The 22018-nt window shown below is 70.4% G+C and carries 20 protein-coding genes and 4 pseudogenes; 16 read left to right on the forward strand and 8 right to left on the reverse strand.

Features of this window, described 5'->3' with window-relative positions; translation table 11 throughout:
* Window positions 1-8: 8 nt before the first annotated feature.
* On the reverse strand, window positions 9-1565 hold the full coding sequence (locus EHO50_RS42565; protein WP_128437254.1) for a serine/threonine-protein kinase: 1557 nt from the start codon (window positions 1563-1565) through the stop codon (window positions 9-11).
* A complete protein-coding gene (locus EHO50_RS42570) occupies window positions 1562-2356 on the reverse strand; it encodes a serine/threonine protein kinase (protein ID WP_128437255.1) in 795 nt (264 codons plus the stop codon). The genes EHO50_RS42565 and EHO50_RS42570 overlap by 4 nt, the downstream gene beginning before the upstream one ends.
* A gap of 678 nt (window positions 2357-3034) precedes the next feature.
* Here EHO50_RS42570 and EHO50_RS42575 point away from each other — a divergent pair.
* The 3 genes from EHO50_RS42575 (at window position 3035) to EHO50_RS42585 (ending at window position 5069) form a co-directional block, all read left to right on the forward strand.
* The gene (locus EHO50_RS42575; RefSeq protein WP_128437256.1) at window positions 3035-3457 is read left to right on the forward strand and encodes a hypothetical protein; all 423 of its coding nucleotides are present in this window, start codon (window positions 3035-3037) and stop codon (window positions 3455-3457) included.
* A 152-nt stretch (window positions 3458-3609) separates the two neighbouring features.
* On the forward strand, window positions 3610-3885 hold the full coding sequence (locus tag EHO50_RS42580; RefSeq protein ID WP_246101832.1) for a hypothetical protein: 276 nt from the start codon (window positions 3610-3612) through the stop codon (window positions 3883-3885).
* 122 nt (window positions 3886-4007) lie between these two features.
* Window positions 4008-5069 carry an AraC family transcriptional regulator gene (locus tag EHO50_RS42585; protein WP_128437258.1) on the forward strand — a complete coding sequence of 354 codons (1062 nt, stop codon included), beginning with the start codon at window positions 4008-4010 and terminating at the stop codon, window positions 5067-5069.
* Window positions 5070-5130: 61 nt separating this feature from the next.
* Here the strand turns inward: EHO50_RS42585 and EHO50_RS42590 are convergent, their stop codons facing one another.
* The 3 genes from EHO50_RS42590 to EHO50_RS42600 are packed head-to-tail and all read right to left on the reverse strand — an operon-like array spanning window position 5131 to window position 8779.
* The gene (locus tag EHO50_RS42590) at window positions 5131-6561 is read right to left on the reverse strand and encodes an aldehyde dehydrogenase family protein (RefSeq protein WP_128437259.1); all 1431 of its coding nucleotides are present in this window, start codon (window positions 6559-6561) and stop codon (window positions 5131-5133) included.
* On the reverse strand, window positions 6558-7436 hold the full coding sequence (locus EHO50_RS42595) for an SDR family NAD(P)-dependent oxidoreductase (RefSeq protein WP_128437260.1): 879 nt from the start codon (window positions 7434-7436) through the stop codon (window positions 6558-6560). Before EHO50_RS42595 ends, EHO50_RS42590 begins: the two co-directional genes overlap by 4 nt.
* Complete coding sequence (locus EHO50_RS42600) at window positions 7433-8779, reverse strand: flavin-containing monooxygenase (protein ID WP_181449801.1); 1347 nt, start codon at window positions 8777-8779, stop codon at window positions 7433-7435. Before EHO50_RS42600 ends, EHO50_RS42595 begins: the two co-directional genes overlap by 4 nt.
* Window positions 8780-9160: 381 nt before the next feature.
* Here EHO50_RS42600 and EHO50_RS42605 point away from each other — a divergent pair, with 381 nt between their 5' ends.
* The 9 genes and pseudogenes from EHO50_RS42605 (at window position 9161) to EHO50_RS42640 (ending at window position 15809) form a co-directional block, all read left to right on the forward strand.
* Window positions 9161-10072: an NAD-dependent protein deacetylase gene (locus EHO50_RS42605; protein WP_128437261.1), complete on the forward strand. Its 912-nt coding sequence runs from the start codon at window positions 9161-9163 to the stop codon at window positions 10070-10072.
* 167 nt (window positions 10073-10239) lie between these two features.
* A pseudogene (locus tag EHO50_RS45510) lies at window positions 10240-10466 on the forward strand (helix-turn-helix domain-containing protein); the annotation flags it as partial.
* 21 nt (window positions 10467-10487) lie between these two features.
* Window positions 10488-11231 (forward strand): annotated as a pseudogene (locus EHO50_RS45515) (aldo/keto reductase); the annotation flags it as partial.
* Window positions 11232-11454: 223 nt separating this feature from the next.
* Window positions 11455-12081 carry a flavodoxin gene (locus EHO50_RS42615; protein ID WP_128437263.1) on the forward strand — a complete coding sequence of 209 codons (627 nt, stop codon included), beginning with the start codon at window positions 11455-11457 and terminating at the stop codon, window positions 12079-12081.
* A gap of 309 nt (window positions 12082-12390) precedes the next feature.
* Window positions 12391-12792 (forward strand): annotated as a pseudogene (locus EHO50_RS45520) ((2Fe-2S)-binding protein); the annotation flags it as partial.
* Window positions 12743-13330, forward strand: a pseudogene (locus EHO50_RS42625) (aminoglycoside phosphotransferase family protein); the annotation flags it as partial. The pseudogenes EHO50_RS45520 and EHO50_RS42625, both read left to right, overlap by 50 nt.
* A 273-nt stretch (window positions 13331-13603) precedes the next feature.
* Window positions 13604-14674 carry an aromatic ring-hydroxylating dioxygenase subunit alpha gene (locus EHO50_RS42630; RefSeq protein ID WP_128437265.1) on the forward strand — a complete coding sequence of 357 codons (1071 nt, stop codon included), beginning with the start codon at window positions 13604-13606 and terminating at the stop codon, window positions 14672-14674.
* Entirely contained in the window at window positions 14671-14874 is a 204-nt protein-coding gene (locus EHO50_RS42635) for a hypothetical protein (protein ID WP_128437266.1), read from the forward strand. Before EHO50_RS42630 ends, EHO50_RS42635 begins: the two co-directional genes overlap by 4 nt.
* Complete coding sequence (locus tag EHO50_RS42640; protein ID WP_128437267.1) at window positions 14871-15809, forward strand: PDR/VanB family oxidoreductase; 939 nt, start codon at window positions 14871-14873, stop codon at window positions 15807-15809. The genes EHO50_RS42635 and EHO50_RS42640 overlap by 4 nt, the downstream gene beginning before the upstream one ends.
* Here EHO50_RS42640 and EHO50_RS42645 read toward each other — a convergent pair.
* The gene (locus EHO50_RS42645; RefSeq protein ID WP_128437268.1) at window positions 15724-16575 is read right to left on the reverse strand and encodes an IclR family transcriptional regulator domain-containing protein; all 852 of its coding nucleotides are present in this window, start codon (window positions 16573-16575) and stop codon (window positions 15724-15726) included. The two genes, EHO50_RS42640 and EHO50_RS42645, sit on opposite strands and share 86 nt — an antisense overlap.
* A 180-nt stretch (window positions 16576-16755) precedes the next feature.
* On the opposite strand from EHO50_RS42645, the gene EHO50_RS42650 reads away from it, so the two are divergent.
* From EHO50_RS42650 to EHO50_RS42665, 4 genes are read left to right on the forward strand one after another with little or no spacing between them, the layout of a single operon-like run.
* Window positions 16756-17724: an ABC transporter substrate-binding protein gene (locus EHO50_RS42650; RefSeq protein WP_128437269.1), complete on the forward strand. Its 969-nt coding sequence runs from the start codon at window positions 16756-16758 to the stop codon at window positions 17722-17724.
* A 28-nt stretch (window positions 17725-17752) separates the two neighbouring features.
* Window positions 17753-18526: an ABC transporter permease gene (locus EHO50_RS42655; RefSeq protein WP_128437270.1), complete on the forward strand. Its 774-nt coding sequence runs from the start codon at window positions 17753-17755 to the stop codon at window positions 18524-18526.
* The gene (locus EHO50_RS42660) at window positions 18526-19302 is read left to right on the forward strand and encodes an ABC transporter permease (protein ID WP_128437293.1); all 777 of its coding nucleotides are present in this window, start codon (window positions 18526-18528) and stop codon (window positions 19300-19302) included. The genes EHO50_RS42655 and EHO50_RS42660 overlap by 1 nt, the downstream gene beginning before the upstream one ends.
* A 24-nt stretch (window positions 19303-19326) precedes the next feature.
* Entirely contained in the window at window positions 19327-20127 is an 801-nt protein-coding gene (locus EHO50_RS42665) for an ABC transporter ATP-binding protein (protein WP_128437271.1), read from the forward strand.
* A 108-nt stretch (window positions 20128-20235) separates the two neighbouring features.
* On the opposite strand, the gene EHO50_RS42670 is transcribed toward EHO50_RS42665, so the two are convergent.
* Both EHO50_RS42670 and EHO50_RS42675 read right to left on the reverse strand, forming a co-directional pair.
* Window positions 20236-20931 carry a GntR family transcriptional regulator gene (locus EHO50_RS42670; protein WP_128437272.1) on the reverse strand — a complete coding sequence of 232 codons (696 nt, stop codon included), beginning with the start codon at window positions 20929-20931 and terminating at the stop codon, window positions 20236-20238.
* Between the two features lie 54 nt (window positions 20932-20985).
* Window positions 20986-21987, reverse strand: coding sequence for a proline racemase family protein (locus tag EHO50_RS42675; RefSeq protein WP_128437273.1), 1002 nt, complete (start codon window positions 21985-21987; stop codon window positions 20986-20988).
* Window positions 21988-22018: the final 31 nt, after the last annotated feature.

A 22018-nucleotide genomic window follows, 5' to 3' on the forward strand; every position in this document is an offset into this window, starting at 1 on the left:
CCGCCACCTCACCGCTCGTAGGCGGCGAGGTAGCGGAGCACTTTGTCGACGTGGGGCCGCACCCGTTCGGGGACGCCGCCCTCCGTGATGACCGTGCGGTCGCTCGTGCGGTAGCCGGCCGCCATCAGCGCGGGAAGATCCTCCGCGGGCATGTCGGCCTTCTTGAACTGCTGGTCGAGCCAGCACACGTACAGCGACATCGTGGAGATCGCGTCCGGTGGCGACCGGTAGTCCTTGTCCCCGTCGCCGTCGCCGTCGACCGCCCAGGCCCGGAACACCGACGGCGTCCACATGGCGATGCCGTACTCCTCGCTCGCCGGGCGGGCCGCGTTCACGTCGAACCCGCTCTCCGCCTTGAGCATGGCGGCGAGAAACGCGGGCGTGACCTCCGCGTCGGTGCAGCGGTGGGCGGCCTTCACGATGACCGGCCGCAGTGCTTCGGGTACGTCGGAGTCCTCCGGGATCTCCCCGGCGGCCGGGCTGTGCGCGCCGGTGACGACGGCTGGTGTGCCGCGCCTCTGGTCGTCCTCGTCGTCCGCTCCGCCTCCGCCGCCCCCGCCTCCCCCGAGCAGCGCGACCCCGGCGATGGCGGCGGCCGACACCGCGGCGAGCGCCACGGCGGCGACCGGCAGCAGCCGGCGTCGGCCACGCGGGCTTGCCAGTTGCTCGATCCGGGCGGAGAGGCTCGCGGCGGTGTGGCGCAGGCGGCCCGCGTGGTCGGGTGCCAGACAGTCGCCGATGAGTCGGCGCCAGTTCTCGTCGAGTCCGGCGTCCAGACGCAGGGGCGCGGTGCCGCGGGCGTAGGCCTGCGCGGCGAGCGAGCGGGCGCGCGCGGTGGCGCCGGGGAACGGGTGCAGGCCGCCGGTGAGCACCTGGTGGGCCAGGACGCCGAAGGCCCAGATGTCGGCGGTCGGCCGCACCAATGTCCCGTCCGCCCCGGTGCGCTGGGACCACCACTCGGGCGGTACGTGGTCGAGCGTGCCGAGCGGCGGCACGTAGGCGTGGGTGCCCTCGAGTTCGGTGGCCAGGCCGAAGTCGGCGAGCCAGACCGCTCCGTCCGGGCCCAGCAGCACGTTGGCGGGTTTGAGGTCGCCGTGCACCCAACCGGCGCCGTGCATATGGGCGAGCCCGGCGGCGACGCCGCGCAGGACCTGCACGGCGTCCGGGATCGGGCCGCCCGTCCCGGCGGCGTCCAGCACCTGACGCAGACTGGCCTCGGCACGGTCCATGACGAGCGCGATCGCCCCGTCCAGCGCGGGCAGATCCGGCGCGTCCACGGTGCATACGGCATGCGTCCGTACGAGGTGCGGGTGGTCCGCTTCGGCACTGAACCGCACCTCGCGCGCGACCAGTTCACCGAGTGCGGCACGCTGACCGGGCGCCAGGGCACCGGTAGGCAGCACCTTCACCGCCGCGATCGTGCCGTCCGCGACCGCGCGGGCCTCGTACACGGTCCCCCAGCCGCCCGACCCGATGACGGAGTCCAACTCCCAGCCGTCGATCCGGAAGCCCGCCGGCAGCCGCGGCATCTCGAGGGCGCCCTCCTCGGCGCCTGACGTGCTCACGCGCCGCTCGTCTGCGGGACGGTCCCTCTGCGGGACGGCAGCAGGGCGAGATGCTCCTCGCGCACCAGGCCGAAGCGCAGGGCGAGGGACGCCAGTCGGGCGCGTTTGGCACCCGTGCGAGCGTTGCCGTCCGCTCCGGGCTCGTCGCCGACGTCCAGACGCAGCTTGGCGAAGGCCAGATAGTCGATGTGGTAGTTCACCGCGGAGCGGGTCAGACCGCGACAGCTCTCCAGCGGGCGGAGCCTCTCCGCGATGTCCCCGGCGCCCGGCAGCGTGCCGTCCGAGGGGTCGCGCAGCCGCGGTTCGCACAGGGCCACCAGCACCAGGAAGTACTTCGCCGTCGCATCGAGCGCGTAGGGATGCACGGTCAACTCCCCTGCGCCGGGCGAGGACCGCTCGTCCAGATAGGCGTGCTGCGGGGCGAACACCTTGAAGTCGACGGTCCCGGACAGCGCGGGCAGGACGACTCGGGAGAACTCGAAGGGCACCGGCGCTCCGAGCCGACCGGGCGCGACGGTGATGTACTCGCCGGCACCCTCCAGGTTCTCGACCGCGTACGCGGTGTCACGGCTGAAGTTCGACAGCCGCCAGTAGTCCTCGGCCGCCTCCAGCCGCCCCGCCCGCCGGGAGATCCCTGGATCGGGCAGAACGATGGAGACGTCCCGGCCGCCGGGCACTCCGCGTCCGAAGTCGGCCACGTCGCCCGGTCCCATATGCAGCAACTCGGGCCCGCCTGCGTCGACTTCGCCCGGCCGTGACGGGCCGGGCGGCTGCACAATGATCGTTTCCATACCGACTTTCCCCCGATGTGGTCACCTGGATCGCAGAGGCGATTCCGGTTGCCGCCGGCCCGGCGTCTCCGCACGGGTGAGGCGTGTCTCCTGGTCACAGTCGCCGCTCCGCAACCTCGCCCGTCCCAGCCGTGAAGGCGTCGATGGATCGTTCGCCACGAGGTGCCGGCTTGTGGTCAAAAGCCGCACAGGTGACATCGTTATCCTTGCCCGGCACCGCATGCGGGCCGATTCCAGGGGTGAGAGCGCGAAGCACGTCCACTAGGACGATCGGCCGATCATCGCGGTTCCCGGCGCGTGAGCCACTCTCGCACCATCATCGCGGATGACGGCTGAGACCAACACGGCCGCGTCTGCGCGGCGTTGGTGTCGCCGCGAGCCGCGTAGAGCAAGTTCCACCTGAGCGCCGAAGAGCGCTACAGCAAGCGCATACCGTCGAGCGGGCGATCGACAGGCTCAAGCGGTGGCTCTGTCGTTTTGGACTCGGCGCGGGTCCCTGACATCTGTCAGGGACCGTTGGGTCCGGCGGCCCTCTAAGTTGCGGTGCGCACCACCTCTCCGAGTCCGCAACAGCCCGACTCGCAGAGGGTCTCTCCTCACGCAGCCCCGTCGGCGCCACGACCGGCATCCGCCCGTCCTCACTCCCACCGCTCGACACCCGCAGGAGTAACCGAACCCATGCGCACCAAGCGATCCCTTCTCGGCGTGATCGGCACCATGACCCTGGTGCTGGGCCTCGTCTGCGCCTCCGGCTCGGCCCAGGCGGCGTCCTCCACCACGTCCGCCGTCTCTCCGACGATCTCACCAGCCGCCCCCTCGCAACTGGTGCCCTCCGGCGACCACATCACCTGTGACACGGGGAACTTCTGCGCCGGCGTCTGGGACCCCACGGTCAACCAGTGGCGGGTCTTCTTCCTGTACCACTGCAACCGCTACTACCTGTCGAACTGGCACGGCACGGGCGAAGTCATGAACAGCCAGACCGACAACGCCCAGGCGACGCTCTACGGTCAGAACGGCAACGTGATCCAGACCTTCCCGGTCAGCACCGACGCACCCGACGTGGACTGGGAGCCGGTCTGGTCGATCCGCAACTGCTGACCCGCTCGCGTCACTACAAGGAGGTACTTGCGATTTTCGGCAAATGGGCGAGGATGGCTGTCTCGGCCGTCGCGGTAGCGGGGTCACTCATAGCCGTTACCGCCGGGCCCGCGTCTGCGACTCGCAACGATTACGGGTGCCCGTACGGAGCCGTGTGCATCTACAACACCGCCAACCCGAACTCGGGTATCCAAAACGGCGGCATCTACTGGGCCTATGGCCCGCACAACCTCAGCAACCAGTTCGGCGACCACTACGTGATGAACAACCAGTACGACGACGCCTGGGTGGAGCTCTGCACCGGCTACAACGGCACCGGCAGAGGCACGTCCATCATCTCTGCGGGGTGGGGGTTCGTCGAAAATCTGAGCCCGATCAATTCCATTGTGTTGGGCACCGGCAACAACTACCCCTGCTCCCCTCCGTGATCCGCAAGTAGCCTGCGCAGGTCGAGCAGGTGTGTTCGGGTGCGGGCCGGGTCTGGATCACGGCCCGCACCAGGGATCCTTCTACTGTGTGCGCAGCGAGCAAAGCCCGGTCACGAGGAACCATGTCCGACAGCCCCGCCCCGGCGCGGTCGCCGGGGACCAGCCGCAGCACTTCGGCGACCATCCCGCCGAACATCCTGCGCTGCCTCACCCCGGTCACCGACGGGTACGGAGTCGATCTCCGGCCCGAGCTGGCCCGGGTCGGGCTGGACGAGGCGATGATGCGCTCGGCGGCGCTGCGAGTTTCCTACCGCCAGGGCAGTGCCGTCATCCGCCGTGCGCTGGAGCTCACCGGTGACGCTCACCTGGGCCTGCGGGTGGGTGCCGCACAGCATCTGACCTCCTGGGGTCTCCTGGGGTTCGCCCAGATGGCCGCCGAGACGCTGCGGGAGGCCATCGAGACGGGCGTGCGCTTCCAGAACCTGTCCGGGGCGATGGTGGTCTGGTCGGCGGGGCAGGAGGAAGCCGGCTATGTACTGCGGGCCGAACTGCCCGATCCCGCCCTCGATCCGGCGGTCGCTGTCTTCCTGGCCGAGGAGGCGTTCGCCAGCGTCGTCACCCTCACGCGGCTGAGTTCCGGGGCGGAATTCGCCCCGCAGAGCGTCGAGTTCGCCTTCCCCGCCCCACGCGACATCGGGCCGTTCACCGACCTGTTCCGCTGCCCGGTCCGGTTCGGCGCCACGGGGAACCGCTTGGTGTTCCCCACGGTATGGGCCGGGCGGCCGATGCCCGGCCGAGACCGGGTCACCTACACCGCCGTCGTGGAGCTCCTGGAGGAGCAGGTGGCGTCGAGGCGCGATCAGCAGGATCTGCTGGAGGTGTTGGAGATTTCGATCGCGCAGAGCCTGCCCGACGTGCCGTCCTTCGTCGAGCAGGCCCGACGGCACGCTTCCAGCGAGCGCACGCTGCGCCGTCGGCTGGCCGAGTGCGGCACGACGTACGAGGCGGTCGTCGACGGGGTGCGCCGCGAGCGGGTCGAGCAGCTGATGCGCCGACCCGAGCCGACCCTGCGGGACATCGCCCGGCAGGCGGGTTTCTCCGACGTGCGAGCACTGCGGCGAGCGGTGCACCGCTGGCACGGGGTGACCCCGGCCCAGCTGCGCGGGGAGGCCGGGGAGCAGTAGCGGGAGTGCCCACGCGTCACCGGGCCGTAGGGCCACCGAGACCGGCCACCGGGCCGCCGCGTCAGCGCGTACGGATCCAGACGGTCTTCTCTCTGGTCCACTGCGCGAAGGCGTCGGTGGACTTCTCCGCGCCGCCGAACCCCGACTGCTTCCACCCGCCGAAGGGGGTGGTGATGTCGCCTTCGCTGTACGCGTTGACGGAGACCACCCCGGCTTCGATGCCCCGCGCGAGCCGGAGCGCTGCGTCGAGGTCGCGGGTCCACACCGAGGCGGCGAGCCCGTACTCGGTGGCGTTCGCCAACCGCACCGCCTCGTCCTGAGAGGCGAAAGTCTGGACGGTGACGACAGGGCCGAACAGCTCCTTCGTGAGCACGTCGCTGCCCGCCGGGGCCCGGCTGATCACGGTGGGCGGGTAGTAGGCACCGCGCGGCGGAAGACCGTGCGGCAGCCCGCCGGTGTGGATCTGGGCTCCGGCGGAGCGGGCGGCGTCCACCGCCGACGCGACCCGGTCGAAGGCGGCACGGCTGATGAGCGGCCCCATCTGGGTGCGTGAGTCGGCGGGATCGCCGATGGTGAGGCTTTTCGCGGCGGCCGTGAACCGGTCCAGCACCTCCTCGGCGATGCTGTGGTGGACCAGGACGCGGGAGCCGGCGGTGCAGTTCTGCCCCATGGTCAGGAACGCGGCCTCGATCATGTTGTCGAGCAGTTCGTCGCCGTAGTCGAGCGCGTCCGCCATCAGGACCTGGGGGCTCTTGCCGCCCATCTCCAAGGAGACCCGCTTGAAGTTGGTCTCCGCCGCGTCGGCCAGGACGCGGCGTCCGGTGGCGGTGGATCCGGTGAACGACAGTGCGCGCACGAGCGGGTTGCGGGCGAGCGCCGTACCGGTGACGGTGCCGTGGCCGGGAAGCACGGTGAGCACGCCGTCCGGCAGACCTGCCTCGGCCGCCAGTCCGGCCAGGTGCAGGGTGGAGCGCGGGGTGGCCTCGGCGGGCTTGAGCAGCAGGGAGTTGCCCGCGGCGAGCGCAGGGCCGACCTTCCAGGCGGCCATGGCCAGCGGGTAGTTCCAGGGCAGGATCGCGGCGGCCACCCCGACCGGTTCCCGGCTCACCAGGCCCAGGCTCTCGTGACCGGTGGGGGCGATGCGGCCGAAGACCTTGTCGGCCGCCTCCGCGAACCAGCGGATCGACTCGATCGCCCCGGGCACATCGCCGGTACGGCACTCGGTGATCGGTTTGCCCGCGTCCTCGCAGTCCAGCCGGGCGAGGAGCTCGGCGTCGCGCTCCATGAGGTCGGCCAGGCGTAGCAGGACAGCGGCTCGCTCACGCGGGGACCGGCCGGGCCAGACGCCGCTGACGAAGACCTTGTGCGCCCGCTCCGCGGCGAGCGCGACGTCCTGCTCGCTCGCCGCCGGTACGGTCGTGATCAGCTCACCTGTCGCGGGATTGACGACGTCGAGCGTCCCGTGGGCATCCGTGACGTCCGTCCCGCTCATGCTTCCTCCACCAGTTCCCACCGGCCGCCGCCGCCCCGGCGGGCCAGTCCCCTGCGGCGCAGGTCCTCCAGATAGCGGGCCATGCCCCGCTCACCCCGCTTGCGGAACAGCGGGAAGAGCCTGGGCAGCAGGTTCGGCGCCAGCATCGCGCACCGCACCAGCCGGGACTCGCCGGGCCTGACGTAGGCCTCCAGGCGGGGCTTGTCCAGCAGGCTCACGACCGCCCTGACGACATCGGACGGCTGCTGCGGCGTGTCCTGGAACTGCAGGGAGTTCCCGCCCTCGACGGCCTCCTGACGGAGCATCCGCGTGTCGGTCGCCGACGGCAGTACTGAGCCGGCCTGGATGCCCTTGTCCCGCAGGTCAAGGCCGATGGCGAGCATCGCGCCCCGCAGCCCGAACTTCGAGGCGGTGTAGACGGGGGTCTCGCCCAGCGGGAAGATCCCGCCGAGGGACACGGTCGTGATCACTCGGGGATCACCGGAGCTCCGCAGCAGCGGGACGGCGAGCCGGGTCGTGACCAGCGGGGCGACCAGGTTGACGTCGATCTCCCGCTCGATGCTCTCGACGCTGCGCACGTCGAAGCGCTCCGCGCTGGTCATGCCCACGTTGTTCACCAGGACGTCGATACGGCCGTGGGTGGCGGCGATGCCGTCGAGCATCTGCTCCACCGCGGCGCGGTCCAGCAGGTCGCAGCCCAGCCCGGCATGCCCGCTCCCGGGCAGATCGGCAGCGGTCCGATTGGCCCGCAGCTCGTCGATGTCGACCACGAGGAGGCGGGCACCGCCCGCGGCGAAGCGGTGGCACAGGGCGCTGCCGATGCCTCCGGCGCCGCCGGTCACCAGGATGACCTTGTCACGGAAGTCGTACGTCATGACGCGACCGCCTCCTGTCGCACGGACGTCGCCCGAGGCGGCAGGCCCGCGGTACGCCAGCCCATCCCCTGGGCGACCTTGCCGAGGTACTTCACGATGGCGTCGCTGTGGACGTAGCCGGTGTGGCGGGGCGAGTCGACGAACCGCAGTCCGCCGGACAGGTCCGGCCGGTCGCTGCGGATCATGCGGGCGAACCGCTCGGCGGTCGGCAGCCCGGCCCTCGCGTCCCGGATGAAGGAGGCGATCAACTGGGCCTGGCTGTCGAAGAGTTGGTAGGCCCCGGAGTTGGTCTCCACGAAGCCGACGCCGAACAGGCCGTCGTGCTCGCGGGAGAAGGAGGACAGGTAGAGGTCGGGGTGCTGCTCGTCGCCGAAGTACTTCTGCGCGACGGGGACTTTGTGGACGTATCCCGTGGCCAGCAGGATCAGGTCGAAGTCGTCGCTGGTGCCGTCGGTGAAGTGCACCGTCCGGCCCTCGGCGCGTGCGATGCCGGGCCTGGCCGTGATGTCGCCGTGCTGGAGGTGGTGGATCAGCAGCGAGTTGATGGCCGGGTGGGTCTCGAACAGCTTGTGGTCGGGCTTTTGCAGACCGAGCCTGCGAGGGTCACCGTTGAGCAGCCGCAGCAGGCCGCCGAACAGCTTCTGCTGCAGCCACATCGGCAGGTGGGGTCCGCCCGCGGCGATGGTGTCCACGGGCCGGCCGAACAGGTGCTTGGGTATGAACCAGTATCCGCGGCGCATGCTGATCGCCGCGTGGTCGGCGGACCGCGCCGCATCGCAGGCGATGTCCAGCCCGGAGTTCCCCGCACCCACCACCAGCACCCGCCTGCCCCGCAGTTCAGCGCTGTTGCGGTAGGTGACCGTGTGGCGGACCTCGCCGGTGAAGTCTCCGGGGAGGTCGGGGACGTTGGGGTGCCACTGCGCGCCCGTACACACGACGACCTGCCGGTGTGTGCCGGCCCGCCCGTCGGCCCGCGTGACCGTCCAGGTGCCGTCCGGGTTCTTCTCCACGCTGCGGACCTCTGTGCCGAACTCGATCCGGTCCCTGAGTCCGTACGCCTCGGCGAACGACGTCAGATAGGACAGGATCTGCCGGTGCGGCGGGTAGTCGGCGAAGTGATCCGGCATCGGACAGCCGCCGAAGCCGGAGAGGGTCCTGCTGGAGATGAAGTGGGCCGACTCGTACATCGGGCTGCCCGGGTTGTCGATGTCCCACAGTCCGCCCGGTCCGGTGTGCCGCTCGATGTGCGTGTACGGCAGGTCCCGCTCGGCCAGCGCCCTCGCGACGGCCAGCCCTGCGGGGCCCGCACCGATCACACAGGTGTCGTAGTGGTTCTCACTCACCAGTCCGCCTCCATTCCCGATGTCTCACGTGTTGTGGGGAACCTATGCACCGGGCGGGCGGCGGGAACTGACCCATGCGGCCACAGAGGGGACCGCAGCGGCCAGAGGCAGGCCGCTGCCGCCGGGCCGCCGCGATCAGGACTTGTCCGTCGTACAACCCGGACTGAAGTGCTCACTCGGCCTCGGCGGCGGAGGAGGGCGCGAGCCCGCGCTCGGCCCTGCTCCGGCGCCTTCGCCAGGAACCAGTGGTACGTGCGCTAGCCGTTCTGTCCACGCGGATGTGCCTCCGACCGACCCCGGCCGGAGACACATCCGCATCCGAGCCACCGGCGCCATCGACAGCGGAAACGGGGGTGGCAGCCGGTTCCGTACCCTGGCGGCATGCGCATGCGCCCCACTGTGAGCTGGACCCCGACCGCGGATCTGCCGCCGGGCACCACGGATCTGGAGCCGGTCGCCGGTCTGTTGAGCACTGGTGGTGTGCTGGTTCTCAGCGGGGCGGGCATCTCCACGGAGTCGGGCATCCCCGACTACCGCGGCGAGGGCGGGAGCCTGAGCCGGCACACTCCGATGACCTACCAGGACTTCACCGCCAGTGGCCAGGCCCGGCGCCGGTACTGGGCGCGCAGCCACCTCGGCTGGCGCACCTTCGGCCGCGCCCGCCCCAACGCCGGACACCGGGCCGTGGCCGCGTTCGCGCGGCACGGCCTGCTCTCGGGCGTGATCACCCAGAACGTCGACGGCCTGCACCAGGCCGCCGGCACCGAGGGCGTCGTGGAACTGCACGGCAGCCTGGCTCGGGTCGTCTGTCTTTCCTGCGGCGCCTTCAGCCCGCGCCGCGAACTCGCCCGGCGGCTGGAGGAGGCCAATGCGGGCTTCGAGCCGGTGGCCGCCGGAATCAACCCGGACGGCGACGCCGACCTCACCGACGCACAGGTCGGGGACTTCCGCGTGCTGCCCTGCACGGTCTGCGGCGGCATCCTCAAACCGGACGTGGTGTTCTTCGGCGAAACCGTTCCGCCGCCGCGGGTCGAGCACTGCCGCGAACTGGTCCGCGAGGCTGCCTCGCTGCTGGTCCTGGGTTCCTCGCTGACGGTGATGTCCGGGCTCCGGTTCGTCCGCCAGGCAGCCCAGGCCGGGAAGCCGGTGCTGATCGTCAATCGGGACCAGACCCGCGGCGACCGGCACGCCCTCACCCGGGTCGCGCTCCCGCTGGGAACGGCTCTCACCACCGTGGCCGGCCGACTGGGCATCCCCGTCGACGATGAGGCGACGGCCCGGGCGAACGAGTGACGGTCGCTGGGCGTCACCGACCGGCAGTTGTGTCCCGACACCGGCAATGGCCTCTCTTACACGCATCGCCTGCCAGATCGCGCCGTGCCAGGGAACGGTGTTCAGGGGCATGACACGGCCCCCTACACGCCTACAGGCCAGTCACCTCCATCCGCACACTCGAAGGCATGACACGTGAGCAGCCCGCCAGCGGGGGCACCGAGCTGGGCAGCTTCCTGCGCGCCCACCGGGTCCGGACCACCCCGGCCGAGGCCGGCCTCACGGTCGGCCCGGGACTGCGCCGCACGCCCGGTCTGCGCCGTGAGGAACTGGCCACCCTCGCCGGCATCAGCATCGACTACTACGCCCGCCTGGAACGCGGCAAGGAACCCGGCCCGGCCCGGCCGTCGTCGACGACAAGGACGGCATCGCCCTCATCCGCGCCGCCGTCGACCAGGGCGTCACCTTCTTCGACACCGCCCAGGTCTACGGCCCGTTCACCAACGAGGAACTGGTCGGGCAGGCCCTGGCACCCGTACGCGACGACGTCGTCATCGCCACCAAGTTCGGCTTCTCCTACGACGGCTCCCGGTCCACCGGCCTGGACAGCCGCCCCGAGCACATCCGGGCCACGGTGGAGGACTCCCTGCGCCGGCTGGGCGTGGACAGCATCGACCTGCTCTACCAGCACCGTGTCGACCCCGACGTGCCGATCGAGGAGGTCGCCGGTGCGGTGAAGGGACTCATCGAGGCGGGCAAGGTCAAGCACTTCGGCCTGTCCGAGGCCGGGGTGGACGTCATCCGCCGCGCCCACGCCGTACAGCCGGTCACGGCCCTGCAGAGCGAGTACTCCCTGTGGTGGCGCGAGCCCGAGGAGCGGATCCTGCCCACGCTGCTCGAACTCGGCATCGGCTTCGTCCCCTTCAGCCCGCTGGGCAAGGGTTTCCTGACCGGCGCGATCTCCAGCACCACGTCCTTCGGCGACTCCGACCTGCGAGGCAGCCTGCCGCGGTTCACCGAGGAGGCCCGCGCGGCCAACCAGGCCCTCGTCGACCTGTTGTCGGCCGTCGCCGCCCGCAACGGCACCACCAACGCCCAGATCGCGCTGGCCTGGCTGCTCGCCCAGCACCCCTGGATCGTGCCGATCCCCGGCACCACGAAGATCCACCGTCTGCGGGAGAACACGGGCGCGGTGGACATCGAGCTCGCCCCCGAGGACCTGGCGGAGATCACCGAGGCGGCCGCCGGATCGACGTCAGCGGCGACCGCTACCCGGAGCACATGCAGCGATGGATCAACCGCTGAACCCGCCCGCGGGGCAACGCGGCACCCGGCAAGGCAAACCCGCCGCGCCGGGACGCCGCGCGCTCCTTCGCGGCGTACTCCTGGGAGGAGCGACCGTCATGACCGGTGTCCAGATCACCGGCTGTTCCCCGTCGCGGTCGAGCGACACGGCGCCGGGGGACGACGAGCGCCCCGCCACCACGGCCTCGCCCGGGAGTCGGAGTCGGGTCCTGCTGGCCTACTTCTCCCGGCCGGGCGAGAACTACTCCCACGGCGGGCGTACGAACCTCAAGACCGGCAACACCGAAGTCCTCGCCCGCATGATCGGCGGGCACATCGAGTGCGACGTGCACCGTATCGAAGCCGTCGACCCCTACTCCGACGACTACGACGCGACGGTCGCCCGCAACGTCCGCGAACAGGACGCCGACGCACGGCCCGCCATCGCCAACCCCCTGGCCTCGATCGACGGTTACGACGTGGTGCTGCCGGCCAGTCCCATCTGGAACGTCCGGGCGCCCATGATCATGTCGACCTTCGCCGACAGGTACGACTTCCGCGGCAAGACGGTCCATCCGGTCACGACGCATGCGATGAGCGGGCTGGGTAGCACCGAGCGCGACTACGCGGCCTCCTGCCCGGGCGCGACCATCGGTGAAGGGCTCGCGGTGCGCGGCGAGGAAGTCCGGAAAGCCGATGCCGAAGTCCGGTCGTGGCTGCGGCGCATCGGCGTCCTCCAGAACTGACCCCGCTTCTCGAACGGGACAGTCTGACAGTCCCGTGCCATGTGCGACAGGTGGGAGAGGGGCCCTGTCACACCCTGGCTGGTCAATACCTGGCAAAACCCGCCCTGCCACACGTCCGGTCGGCCCACCAGGCTGAGGGCGGAAGCCGAAATGCCGTGCGGGGCAACGGTGAACTCCGTCGTGGGCTCACGCCGATCAGCAAGTCCCCCAACTCCCCTGAGTCGAGAGAGTGAGCATGTCTACCGAAACCCCCGAGTAGCCACGTCTCCCCCCACCCGGGCCGCGTCCGCACCGTGGCGCCGTGCCTTCATCGCAACGACCTCCGCGGCGGGCGGTCTGATCGCGGGTCCCTCGCTTGTCGGCGCCGAGGAGGTCGCTGCCGCCGAGGCGGCGCCGGGCAGCCGCGTCTCGTTGACCGTCAACGGCGAGCGGCACACCGTCACGGTCGACAACCGCACCTCGCTGCTGGATCTGCTGCGCGAGCACCTCGGTCTGACCGGTTCCAAGAAGGGCTGTAACGCGGGGGCCTGCGGGGCGTGCACGGTTCTGGTCGACGGTCGGCGGGTCAACTCCTGTCTGACGCCGGCGGTGCGGCTGGAGGGCGCCGAGGTCACCACCATCGAGGGTTTGGCCAAGGGTGATCAACTGCATCCCCTGCAACAGGCGTTCATCGACCAGGACGCCTTCCAGTGCGGCTACTGCACGCCCGGCCATGACCGCCTTGGCCGGACTTATGGCCCGGCTGCACTCCGTCCCGGCGCCCGAGGGCCTGCGCAGCCTCGGTGACGTCGCGCGCGACATGCTGGCGTCCGTGCCGGCGGCCGTCGCCGCCCTGCCGGCCCCCGAGGACCAGCGGCGGCTGCACGGCTGGGCGTCGGCACTCACCGAGCTGGCCGACGAGCCCGGCGACCGGATGCTGCACTGGGACCTGCACTACGACAACGTGCTCGCCGCCGAGCGCGAGCCGTGGCTGGCCATCGACCCCGAACCCCTCGTCGGCGATCCGGGCTTCGACCTGTGGCCGGCGCTCGACACCGGCTGGGAGAAACTCCACCCCACCGGGGACGCTCCCCGGGCGGTGCGGCGCCGCTTCGACCTGCTGACCGAGGCGCTCGGCCTGGACCGCCGGCGCGCGGCCGGCTGGACCCTGGCCCGGCTGCTGCAGAACACGCTGTGGGACATCGAGGACGGGCGGACCACCATCGAGCCCTCCCAGACCGCCGTGGCCGAGGCACTGCCCCGCCATTGAACACGTCACCGCCGAGCGGAGAGGTGACCTGAGTCATGAGCACTCCCACTCCCGTGACCGGCGAGCTCACCCCGGTCTCCTGACTCTTCGCAATTCATCAAAGCTGCAGCGACATAAGTCGTAGGCGCCCACTCGGGTCGAACTCGGCTGATCCAGATCAACCCTCTGAACAGGCCTCTTACATCGGCCCTTCCGTGAGGCGGAAGCAGTATTGCGCCCCCGTGACGCCCTTCCGGACGATGTCGCCATCACAGAGAGACGGGAGCCGCAACGATGCCGCACACGACCGCCTTCGCCAGGAACCAGTGGTACGTCGCCGCCTACAGCCATGAGGTCGGGCGCGAGTTGCTCGGTCGGACGATCCTTGGGGAGACCCTCGTCCTCTATCGCACGGAAGAGGACGGGACTCCGGTGGTCCTGCACGACCGCTGTGTGCACCGCCGCTACCCGCTGTCCGAGGCCCCGACCCGGCTCGACGGCGACCGGATCGTGTGTGGGTACCACGGGTTCACGTACGACACGACCGGTGCGTGTGTGTACGTGCCGGGGCAGAAACGCATCCCGCGTACGGCGCGCGTGGCTTCCTACCCCGTGGTCGAGCAGGACTCGCTGATCTGGGTGTGGATAGGTGACCCGGCGCTCGCCGACCCGCAGAGCATCCCGCGGGCCAAGCACCTCGACTCCCCCGGCTGGGTCACCGTGCGCGGCATGGAGCCCATCGACTGCGACTACGGCCTCCTCGTCGACAACCTGCTCGACCTGTCCCACGAGACCTACCTCCACGGCGGCTACATCGGCACCCCCGAGGTCGCCGAGACGCCGATCACCACCGAGGTCGACGAGGGCGCCGGCATCGTACGGGTCAGCCGGCACATGGACGACGCCGAGTGCCCGCCGTTCTACGCCAAGTCGACCGGCATCGAGGGCCGGATCACCCGGTGGCAGGACATCGAGTACCACGCCCCGTGCCTGTATCTGCTGCACAGCCGTATCGCCCCGGTCGGCGTGCTGCCCGAGGCGGACGGCAGCGACCCGAACGGCTTCCACACCGAGATCACGTACGCCATCACACCGTCCGGCGACGGCAAGGTGTACGACTTCTGGATGGTCTCGCGGGACTGGGCGACCGACGACGAGGAGGTCACCGAGTTCCTGCGCGGCAACAACCACACCGTCGTCATGCAGGACGTCACCGCCCTCAACCTGCTGCAGCAGACCCTCGGCACCGAGCGCACCGGCTACCAGGAGCTGAGCATCAACATCGACACCGGTGGCCTGGCCGCCCGCCGTATCCTCGCCCGGCTGGTCGAGGAGGGCGACAAGCCCGTGGAGAAGGTCCTGTGAGCGGCAGCCCCACCGGGGAGATCTACCGCATCGACTGGCTGCCGGGCACCGACGTCCTGCACGGCACCTGTCACTGCGGACGCGAGCACACCTCGCAGGACCCGATCGAGATGTGGGAGTGGATGCTCGCCCATCCACAGGGACACCAGCCGGAGGGTCACCACCCCCAGGGACACGAGCCGCAAGGAAACAGCTCATGACCGTGTACGAAGCCGAACTCGTCGTCGACCGAAGGGAGTTCGCGGCCGACGGCGTGCTCGCCCTCACCCTGCGCCACCCACTGGGCGACGAGCTCCCGGCGTGGGAGCCGGGCGCGCACCTCGATGTCGTGCTCGGTCCGGAGCTGGAGCGGCAGTACTCGCTGTGCGGCGATCCGGCGGACCGGAACGCCTGGCGGATCGCGGTGCTGCGGGAGCCGGACGGGCGGGGTGGATCCGCCCATGTGCACGAGCAGTTGGGGCAGGGCGACAAGGTTCGGGTGCGCGGGCCGCGCAACCACTTCGCCCTGCGGCCCGCGCCCCGCTACCGCTTCATCGCGGGCGGCATCGGCATCACCCCGATCCTGCCCATGCTGGCGGCGGCCGAGGCGGCGGGTGCCGAGTGGACGCTGCTGTACGGCGGGCGGACCCGTCGATCCATGGCGTTCACCGAGGAGTTGAGCCGTTACGGCGGCGGCCGCGTCACCGTCGCGCCCCAGGACGAGACCGGCCTTCTGGACCTCGCCTCGGTGCTCGACGACGTCCCCGAGGGCACGCTCGTCTACTGCTGCGGGCCCGGGCCCCTGCTGGACGCGGTGGAGGCGCGGTGCCCGGCCGGGCTGCTGCACACGGAGCGGTTCGCGCCGAAGGAGCAGGAGGACGGCGAGAACACGGAGTTCGAGGTCGAGCTGGCGCAGAGCGGCAAGACGGTCACCGTGTCCCCGGACGTCTCCGTGCTCGACGCCGTGCGTGCCGCCGGTGTCGAGGTGCTGTTCTCCTGCACCGAGGGCACCTGCGGGACCTGTGAGACCGACGTCCTCGACGGCACCCCGGAACATCGGGACTCGGTGCTCACGGCGGAGGAGCAGGAGAGCGGCGAGACGATGATGATCTGTGTGTCCCGGTGCCGTGGGAAGCGGCTCGTGCTGGACCTGTGATCCTCAGGTCGGCCTCGATCCGGGCCACCGCCGCGAGCAGATGCGGCAGCAGGTCCGCACGGATGGAGTCCACCGAGGTGCGGCCGGCGTGCACCGCGATGTTCACGCCGGCCACCACCTCGCCGTCCCGCTCCCGTACCGGTGCGGCGACCGACCGGAGCCCCTCCTCCAACTCCTGGTCGACGATGGCGTATCCCTGTCGGCGGACGCGCCGCAGTTCGGCCCGCAGGTCGTCCGGCGAGGTGATCGTGCGAGCGGTCAGGGGCTTCAACTCCGCTCGGGCGAGCCGGAGTTCGACGCCGTCCTCCGGCAGATGCGCGAGGATCACCCGGCCCACCGACGTCACATACGCCGGGAAGCGGGTACCGACCGTGATGGACGCGGTCATGATGCGTCGGGTCGGGACCCGGGCGACGTACACGATGTCGTCGCCGTCCAGGACGCACAGCGACGACGACTCCCGTACCTGCGCCACGAGTTGCTCGAGATGCGGCTCGGCGATCTGCGGCAGGGTGACGCTGGAGAGGTACGAGTAGCCCAGCTCCAGCACCCGCGGCGTGAGGCGGAAGAGGCGCCCGTCCTGGTGGACGTAGCCGAGGTCGGCGAGGGTCAGCAGCAGTCGGCGGGCGGCGGCGCGGGTCAGGTCGCAGGTGTGGGCGACCTCGCTGAGTGTGCGGGCGGGGTGCTCGGCGTCGAAGGAGCGGATCACGGCGAGGCCGCGCTCGAAGGACCTCACGAAGTGTGGTGCGCGGTCTCCCGGAAGCATCGCCACCTCCAATCGTGTCAACAATGGTGTCGGCGAAGCCATTTGACCCGGCTTTGACCCGGCTTCGACCCGGCTCCGTTGAGACTTCTACCTTCCCGCAGGGCATTCCCGCGCACTACTGTGCGCCTTGCGCACAACCTGTCGGAACACCGCTGCACCGTTGTCTGTACAGGAGGAGCCATGCGTCGTCTGTCGGCCGGTCTCACCGCCGGCGTCCTGCTGCTCGCCGCGACGGCCTGTGGCTCGTCCGACGGCGGTCCGTCGGACGCGGGCACGTCGTCCGGCGGTGTCACCACCGTCAAGCTCGGAATCATCCCGATCGTGGATGTCGCGCCGCTGTATCTCGGCCAGAAGAAGGGCTTCTTCGAGAAGCACGGCCTGAAACTGGAGTTCACCGCCGCTCAGGGCGGTGCGGCGATCGTGCCCGGCGTGGTCAGCGGGCAGTTCCAGTTCGGCTTCAGCAATGTGACGTCCCTGATGGTCGCCCAGACCAACAGCGTCCCCGTGAAAGCCGTCGCCAACGGCATCGCCTCGACCGGCGTGCGGGGCAAGGACTTCAACGGCCTGATGGTCAAGAAGGACAGCACCGTCAAGTCGCCGAAGCAGCTGGAGGGCAAGAAGGTCGCCATCAACACCCTGAAGAACATCAACGAGACCGCGGTCCGCCAGGCGGTGCGCAAGGCCGGCGGCGACCCCGACAAGGTGACGCTCGTCGAGATGCCCTTCGACCAGATGCCGGCCGCCCTCGACAACGGCCAGATCGACGCCGCGTGCGTGGTCGAGCCGGCGACCGCCACCATCCGCAGCCAGGGCGGCCGGGAGATCGCCTCGCCCTTGGTCGACGTCGCGCCGGAAGTCACCGTCGCCATGTACTTCACCTCGGCGCAGTACGCGCAGCAACACCCGGACGTGGTCAAGAAGTTCCAGGACGCCACCGCCGAGTCCCTCGCGTACGCCGAGGCCCACCCGGACGAGGCCCGGCAGATCGTCACGACGTACACCAAGATCCCGGCGTCGGTGCTGGAGCAGGTGATCCTGCCGAAGTGGCCGAGCGAGCCGAACCGCGCCTCCATCGAGGCCCTCATGAAGCTCGGCGAGGAGGACGGCCTGTTCAAGAAGACGCCCGACCTGGACGCGCTGCTGCCGTGAGAGACGGACGCATGAGGGACATGAACGCATGAGGGGCGAGAACGTCGCACTCGGTGCGGCCGGGCTCGCGGCCTTCCTCGCCCTGGGCGAGGCGGTGCCGCGGCTCGGCCTGGTCAAGGAGGCGTACTTCCCGCCGACGAGCCGTATCGCCGAAGCGCTCGCGGACGAGGTCACCGACCCCGCCTTCTGGAGCGCACTCGGCGACACCCTCACCGGCTGGGCACTGGGCCTGGCCATCGCGGTCTGCGCCGGTGTCGTCGCGGGCGTGGTCGTCTCCGTCGTGCCGTACCTGCGCGAGGCGACGGCCTCGACGATCGAGTTCCTGCGCCCCATCCCGTCGGTGGCGCTGATCCCGCTGGCCGTGCTGCTCTACGGCACCGAACTGAAGTCGGTGCTCCTGCTGGTGGTGTACGCCTCCTTCTGGCAGGTACTGATCCAGACCCTGTACGGCGTCCAGGACGTCGACCCGATCGCCGAGGAGACGGCACGCAGTTACGGCCTCGGCACCTGGGCGCGCGTGCGCCACGTGCTGTGGCCGACGGCCCTGCCGTACGTCATGACCGGTGTGCGGCTCGCCGCCGCGGTGGCGCTGATCCTCGCGATCACCGCCGAACTCGTCATCGGAGCACCGGGCTTGGGCCGGCAGATCGCGGTGGCGCAGACCTCGCAGGCGGTGCCGGAGATGTACGCGCTCATCGTCGTCGCGGGCCTGCTGGGACTGCTCATCAACGTCGGGGCGCGAACGGTGGAGCGGCGGGCGCTGGCCTGGCACCAGTCGGTGCGCGGAGAGGTGGCGGTGTGATCGGGCGCTTGCTGACGCGACTGTTCTTCGTCGTCGCGCTGCCCGTGGTGCTGGTCGCCGTGTGGTGGGCGGCGTCGGACGGCAGCACGGATCCCTTCTGGCCGCCGCTGCGGACGATCCTCGACACTTTCCCGGACGTCTGGACGGCCGACCGGCTGCGCACGGACGTCGTACCGAGCATCCTGCGCCTCCTGGGCGGCTATGCGTCGGCTGCCGTGGTGGGCGTCGCGCTCGGCACGGTCATCGGCTCCTACCGCAGGGTGCGCGCGGTGTGCGAACCGGTCCTGGAGTTCCTGCGGGCCGTGCCGCCGCCCGTGCTGGTCCCGGTCATCATGCTGTTCGCGGGCATCGGCGACACCATGAAGATCGTCGTGATCGCGAGCGGCTGCGTCTGGCCGATCCTGCTCAACACCGTGGAGGGCGTGCGCGCCGTCGACTCGGTGATGCTGGAGACGGCCCGCTCCTACGGCGTCACGGGAATCGCCCGCCTGCGCCATCTGGTGCTGCGCTCGGCGAGCCCGCAGATCGTCGCCGGGCTGCGCCAGGCACTCTCGATCGGCATCATCCTCATGGTCATCAGCGAGATGTTCACCGCCAACAACGGCATCGGCTACACCGTCGTCCAGTTCCAACGCAGCTTCGCGGTCCCCGACATGTGGACCGGCATCCTCGTCCTCGGCCTGCTCGGCTTCCTGCTCTCCGTCGTCTTCCGACTGGTCGAGCGCCGGGTGCTCGGCTGGTACCACGGTCTGCGCGCGACCACCCGGCGGCCTTGAGTGAACATCGTGAAGGGGCGGTCCATGCTCGACGTACGCGGCCTGAAGAAGGTCTACGAGGGGTCCGGGCGCCGCGTGGAGGCGGTACGCGACCTCACCTTCACCGTCGACGCGGGTGAACTGGTCTGTCTCGTCGGCCCGTCGGGCTGCGGCAAGACGACGCTGCTGAGATGCATGGGCGGTCTGCTCACGCCGACGAGCGGCGAAGTCCTGCTGGAGGGGCGGAAGGTGAGCGGCCCGCCGCCCGGGATGGCGTTCGTCTTCCAGGAGTACGGGCGCAGTCTGTTCCCGTGGATGCGGGTCGGCGAGAACGTCGAACTCCCTTTGAAACAAAAGGACCTGAGCAAGGCGCGACGCCGGGAGCTGGTGCGGGACGCGCTGGAGTCGGTGGGGCTGGCGGACGCTGTCACGGCGTACCCCTGGCAGTTGTCCGGCGGTATGCAGCAGCGGGTCGCCATCGCCCGGGCGCTGGCGTACGAGCCCCGTGTGCTGCTGATGGACGAGCCGTTCGCGGCGGTGGACGCGCAGACCCGGGCCGATCTGGAGGACCTGGTGCGGGGGCTGTGGCGGGAGCGCGGCATCACGATCCTGTTCGTCACCCATGACATCGACGAGGCGGTCTATCTCGGCGAGCGGGTCATCGTGCTGTCCGCCTCACCCACCGTCGTACAGGAACAGCTGAAGGTCGATCTGCCCGCCGGGCGCGACCAGTTGCACACCCGCGTGGATCCGCGCTTCGCCGAGCTGCGTACCCATGTGTACGAGCAGATCCAGGCGGCGAAGCGGGGGGTTGGGCAGCCGGGTCCTAAGAGCTCGGTCGAATAGGCCGTCTGGAGGCTGCAGGTCGTGGGGGCTTGTCGCGCCCACGCGGCGGAGCCGCATATCGATACAGCCCCGCGCCCCTTTGGGGCGCTGCCCTTAGGGGCGTGGACATCAACCGGCAGCCCACAAACCGCGGACGTGGCCCAGGTGCCGGGTCATGACCTCTCGTACCGCCCTCTCATCGCGTGCGATCAAGGCGTCGAGGAGTTCCAGGTGCTCCTCGGCGGAGGCCAGCAGACGGCCGGCCTGGACGAGCGCGGTCAGCCCGTAGAGGCGGGAGCGTTTGCGGAGGTCGCCGACGACCTCGACGAGGTGGGCGTTGCCGGCGAGGGCGAGCAGCCCGAGGTGGAAGCGGGTGTCGGCCTCGACGTACGCGATGAGGTCGCCTGAGACGGCGGCCTGGACGATCTCCCGGGCGGCGGGGCGCAGCGCCTCCAGGGAGACCTTGTCGGCGGTCCCGGCCAGCTCCACCACCGTCGGGATCTCGATGAGCGCACGAATGTGCTTGTACTCGTCGAGCTGTTTCTCGGAGACCGCGGTGACCCGGAAGCCCTTGTTGGGGACGGTGTCGACCAGGCCCTCCTTGACCAGGTCCAGCATGGCCTCGCGCACCGGGGTCGCCGAGACTCCGAAGCGGCCGGCGAGCGCCGGCGCGGAGTACACCTCGCCGGGGAGCAGTTCCCCGGCGATCAGCGCGGCCCGCAGGGCGTCGGCGACCCGCTCCCGGTAGCTGCTCTTCTTGCCGCCCAGGCTGGGCAGCGCGGGGGCGGCTGCGGCGGACGGGGCGCCGGTGCGCTGGGCGGCCATGGGTCTCCTAGCTGTGCAATGTCACGCGTTACGGTGCCTCATTATCCTCAATGCTCAGAGCACGAACCCGGCCGGGAACGGATCCGACGGATCGAGCAGGTACTGCGCGGTGCCGGTGATCCACGCGCGGCCGGTGAAGCTGGGCAGGACGGCGGGGCGCCCCGCGACCTCGGTGGTGCCCAGCAGGCGGCCGGTGAACTGTGTCCCGATGAAGGACTCGTTCACGAACTCGGTGTGCAGCGGCAGTTCACCGCGGGCGTGCAGCTGCGCCATCCGCGCACTGGTGCCCGTGCCGCAGGGCGAGCGGTCGAACCAGCCGGGGTGGATCGCCATGGCGTGCCGGGAACGGCGGGCCGTGGCGCCGGGTGCGACCAGGTGGACGTGGTGGCAGCCGCGGATGGACGGGTCCTCGGGGTGCACGGGCTCGTCCTCGGCGTTGATCGCCGCCATGAGGGAGAGCCCCGCCGTGAGGATGTCGTCCTTGTGGGAGCGGTCGAAGGGCAGCCCGAACTGGTCCAGCGGCAGGATGGCGTAGAAGTTGCCGCCGTATGCCATGTCGTATGTCACCGTGCGCCCGTCGGCGAGTGTGATCTTGCGGTCGAGGGCGACGCAGAAGGACGGCACGTTCTGCAGGGTGACCGCCTTCGCGGCGCCGTCCTCCACCGCGACCTCGGCGACGACGAGGCCCGCCGGGGTGTCGAGCCTGATCGTGGTGACCGGCTCGACGACCTCGACCATGCCGGTCTCGACAAGCACGGTCGCCACGCCGATCGTGCCGTGTCCGCACATCGGCAGATAGCCGGAGACCTCGATGTAGATCACGCCCCAGTCGCAGTCGGGGCGGGTGGGCGGCTGGAGGACGGCGCCGCTCATCGCCGAGTGGCCGCGCGGCTCGTTCATCAGGAGCTGCTTGATGTCGTCGCGGTGCTCACGGAAGTACAGGCGCCGCTCGTTCATCGTCGCGCCGGGGATCGTGCCGATGCCGCCGGTGATGACGCGGGTGGGCATGCCCTCGGTGTGCGAGTCGACGGCGTGCAGGACGAGTTTGCTGCGCACGGTCCAGCCTCCTTTGCGATCAGCTTTGCGA

This window comes from Streptomyces cyaneus (genome assembly GCF_004028635.1).
Classification (GTDB): Bacteria; Actinomycetota; Actinomycetes; order Streptomycetales; family Streptomycetaceae; genus Streptomyces; species Streptomyces cyaneus.

Coding starts and splice junctions, on each gene's coding strand:
- EHO50_RS42670 (WP_128437272.1), bottom strand. CDS start 20,931: ATGGCCGCCCAGCGCACCGGCGCCCCGTCCGCCGCAGCCGCCCCCGCG.
- EHO50_RS42665 (WP_128437271.1), top strand. CDS start 19,327: ATGCTCGACGTACGCGGCCTGAAGAAGGTCTACGAGGGGTCCGGGCGC.
- EHO50_RS42585 (WP_128437258.1), top strand. CDS start 4,008: ATGTCCGACAGCCCCGCCCCGGCGCGGTCGCCGGGGACCAGCCGCAGC.
- EHO50_RS42590 (WP_128437259.1), bottom strand. CDS start 6,561: ATGAGCGGGACGGACGTCACGGATGCCCACGGGACGCTCGACGTCGTC.
- EHO50_RS42595 (WP_128437260.1), bottom strand. CDS start 7,436: ATGACGTACGACTTCCGTGACAAGGTCATCCTGGTGACCGGCGGCGCC.
- EHO50_RS42645 (WP_128437268.1), bottom strand. CDS start 16,575: ATGCTTCCGGGAGACCGCGCACCACACTTCGTGAGGTCCTTCGAGCGC.
- EHO50_RS42650 (WP_128437269.1), top strand. CDS start 16,756: ATGCGTCGTCTGTCGGCCGGTCTCACCGCCGGCGTCCTGCTGCTCGCC.
- EHO50_RS42605 (WP_128437261.1), top strand. CDS start 9,161: ATGCGCATGCGCCCCACTGTGAGCTGGACCCCGACCGCGGATCTGCCG.
- EHO50_RS42655 (WP_128437270.1), top strand. CDS start 17,753: ATGAGGGGCGAGAACGTCGCACTCGGTGCGGCCGGGCTCGCGGCCTTC.
- EHO50_RS42615 (WP_128437263.1), top strand. CDS start 11,455: ATGACCGGTGTCCAGATCACCGGCTGTTCCCCGTCGCGGTCGAGCGAC.
- EHO50_RS42630 (WP_128437265.1), top strand. CDS start 13,604: ATGCCGCACACGACCGCCTTCGCCAGGAACCAGTGGTACGTCGCCGCC.
- EHO50_RS42575 (WP_128437256.1), top strand. CDS start 3,035: ATGCGCACCAAGCGATCCCTTCTCGGCGTGATCGGCACCATGACCCTG.
- EHO50_RS42570 (WP_128437255.1), bottom strand. CDS start 2,356: ATGGAAACGATCATTGTGCAGCCGCCCGGCCCGTCACGGCCGGGCGAA.
- EHO50_RS42640 (WP_128437267.1), top strand. CDS start 14,871: ATGACCGTGTACGAAGCCGAACTCGTCGTCGACCGAAGGGAGTTCGCG.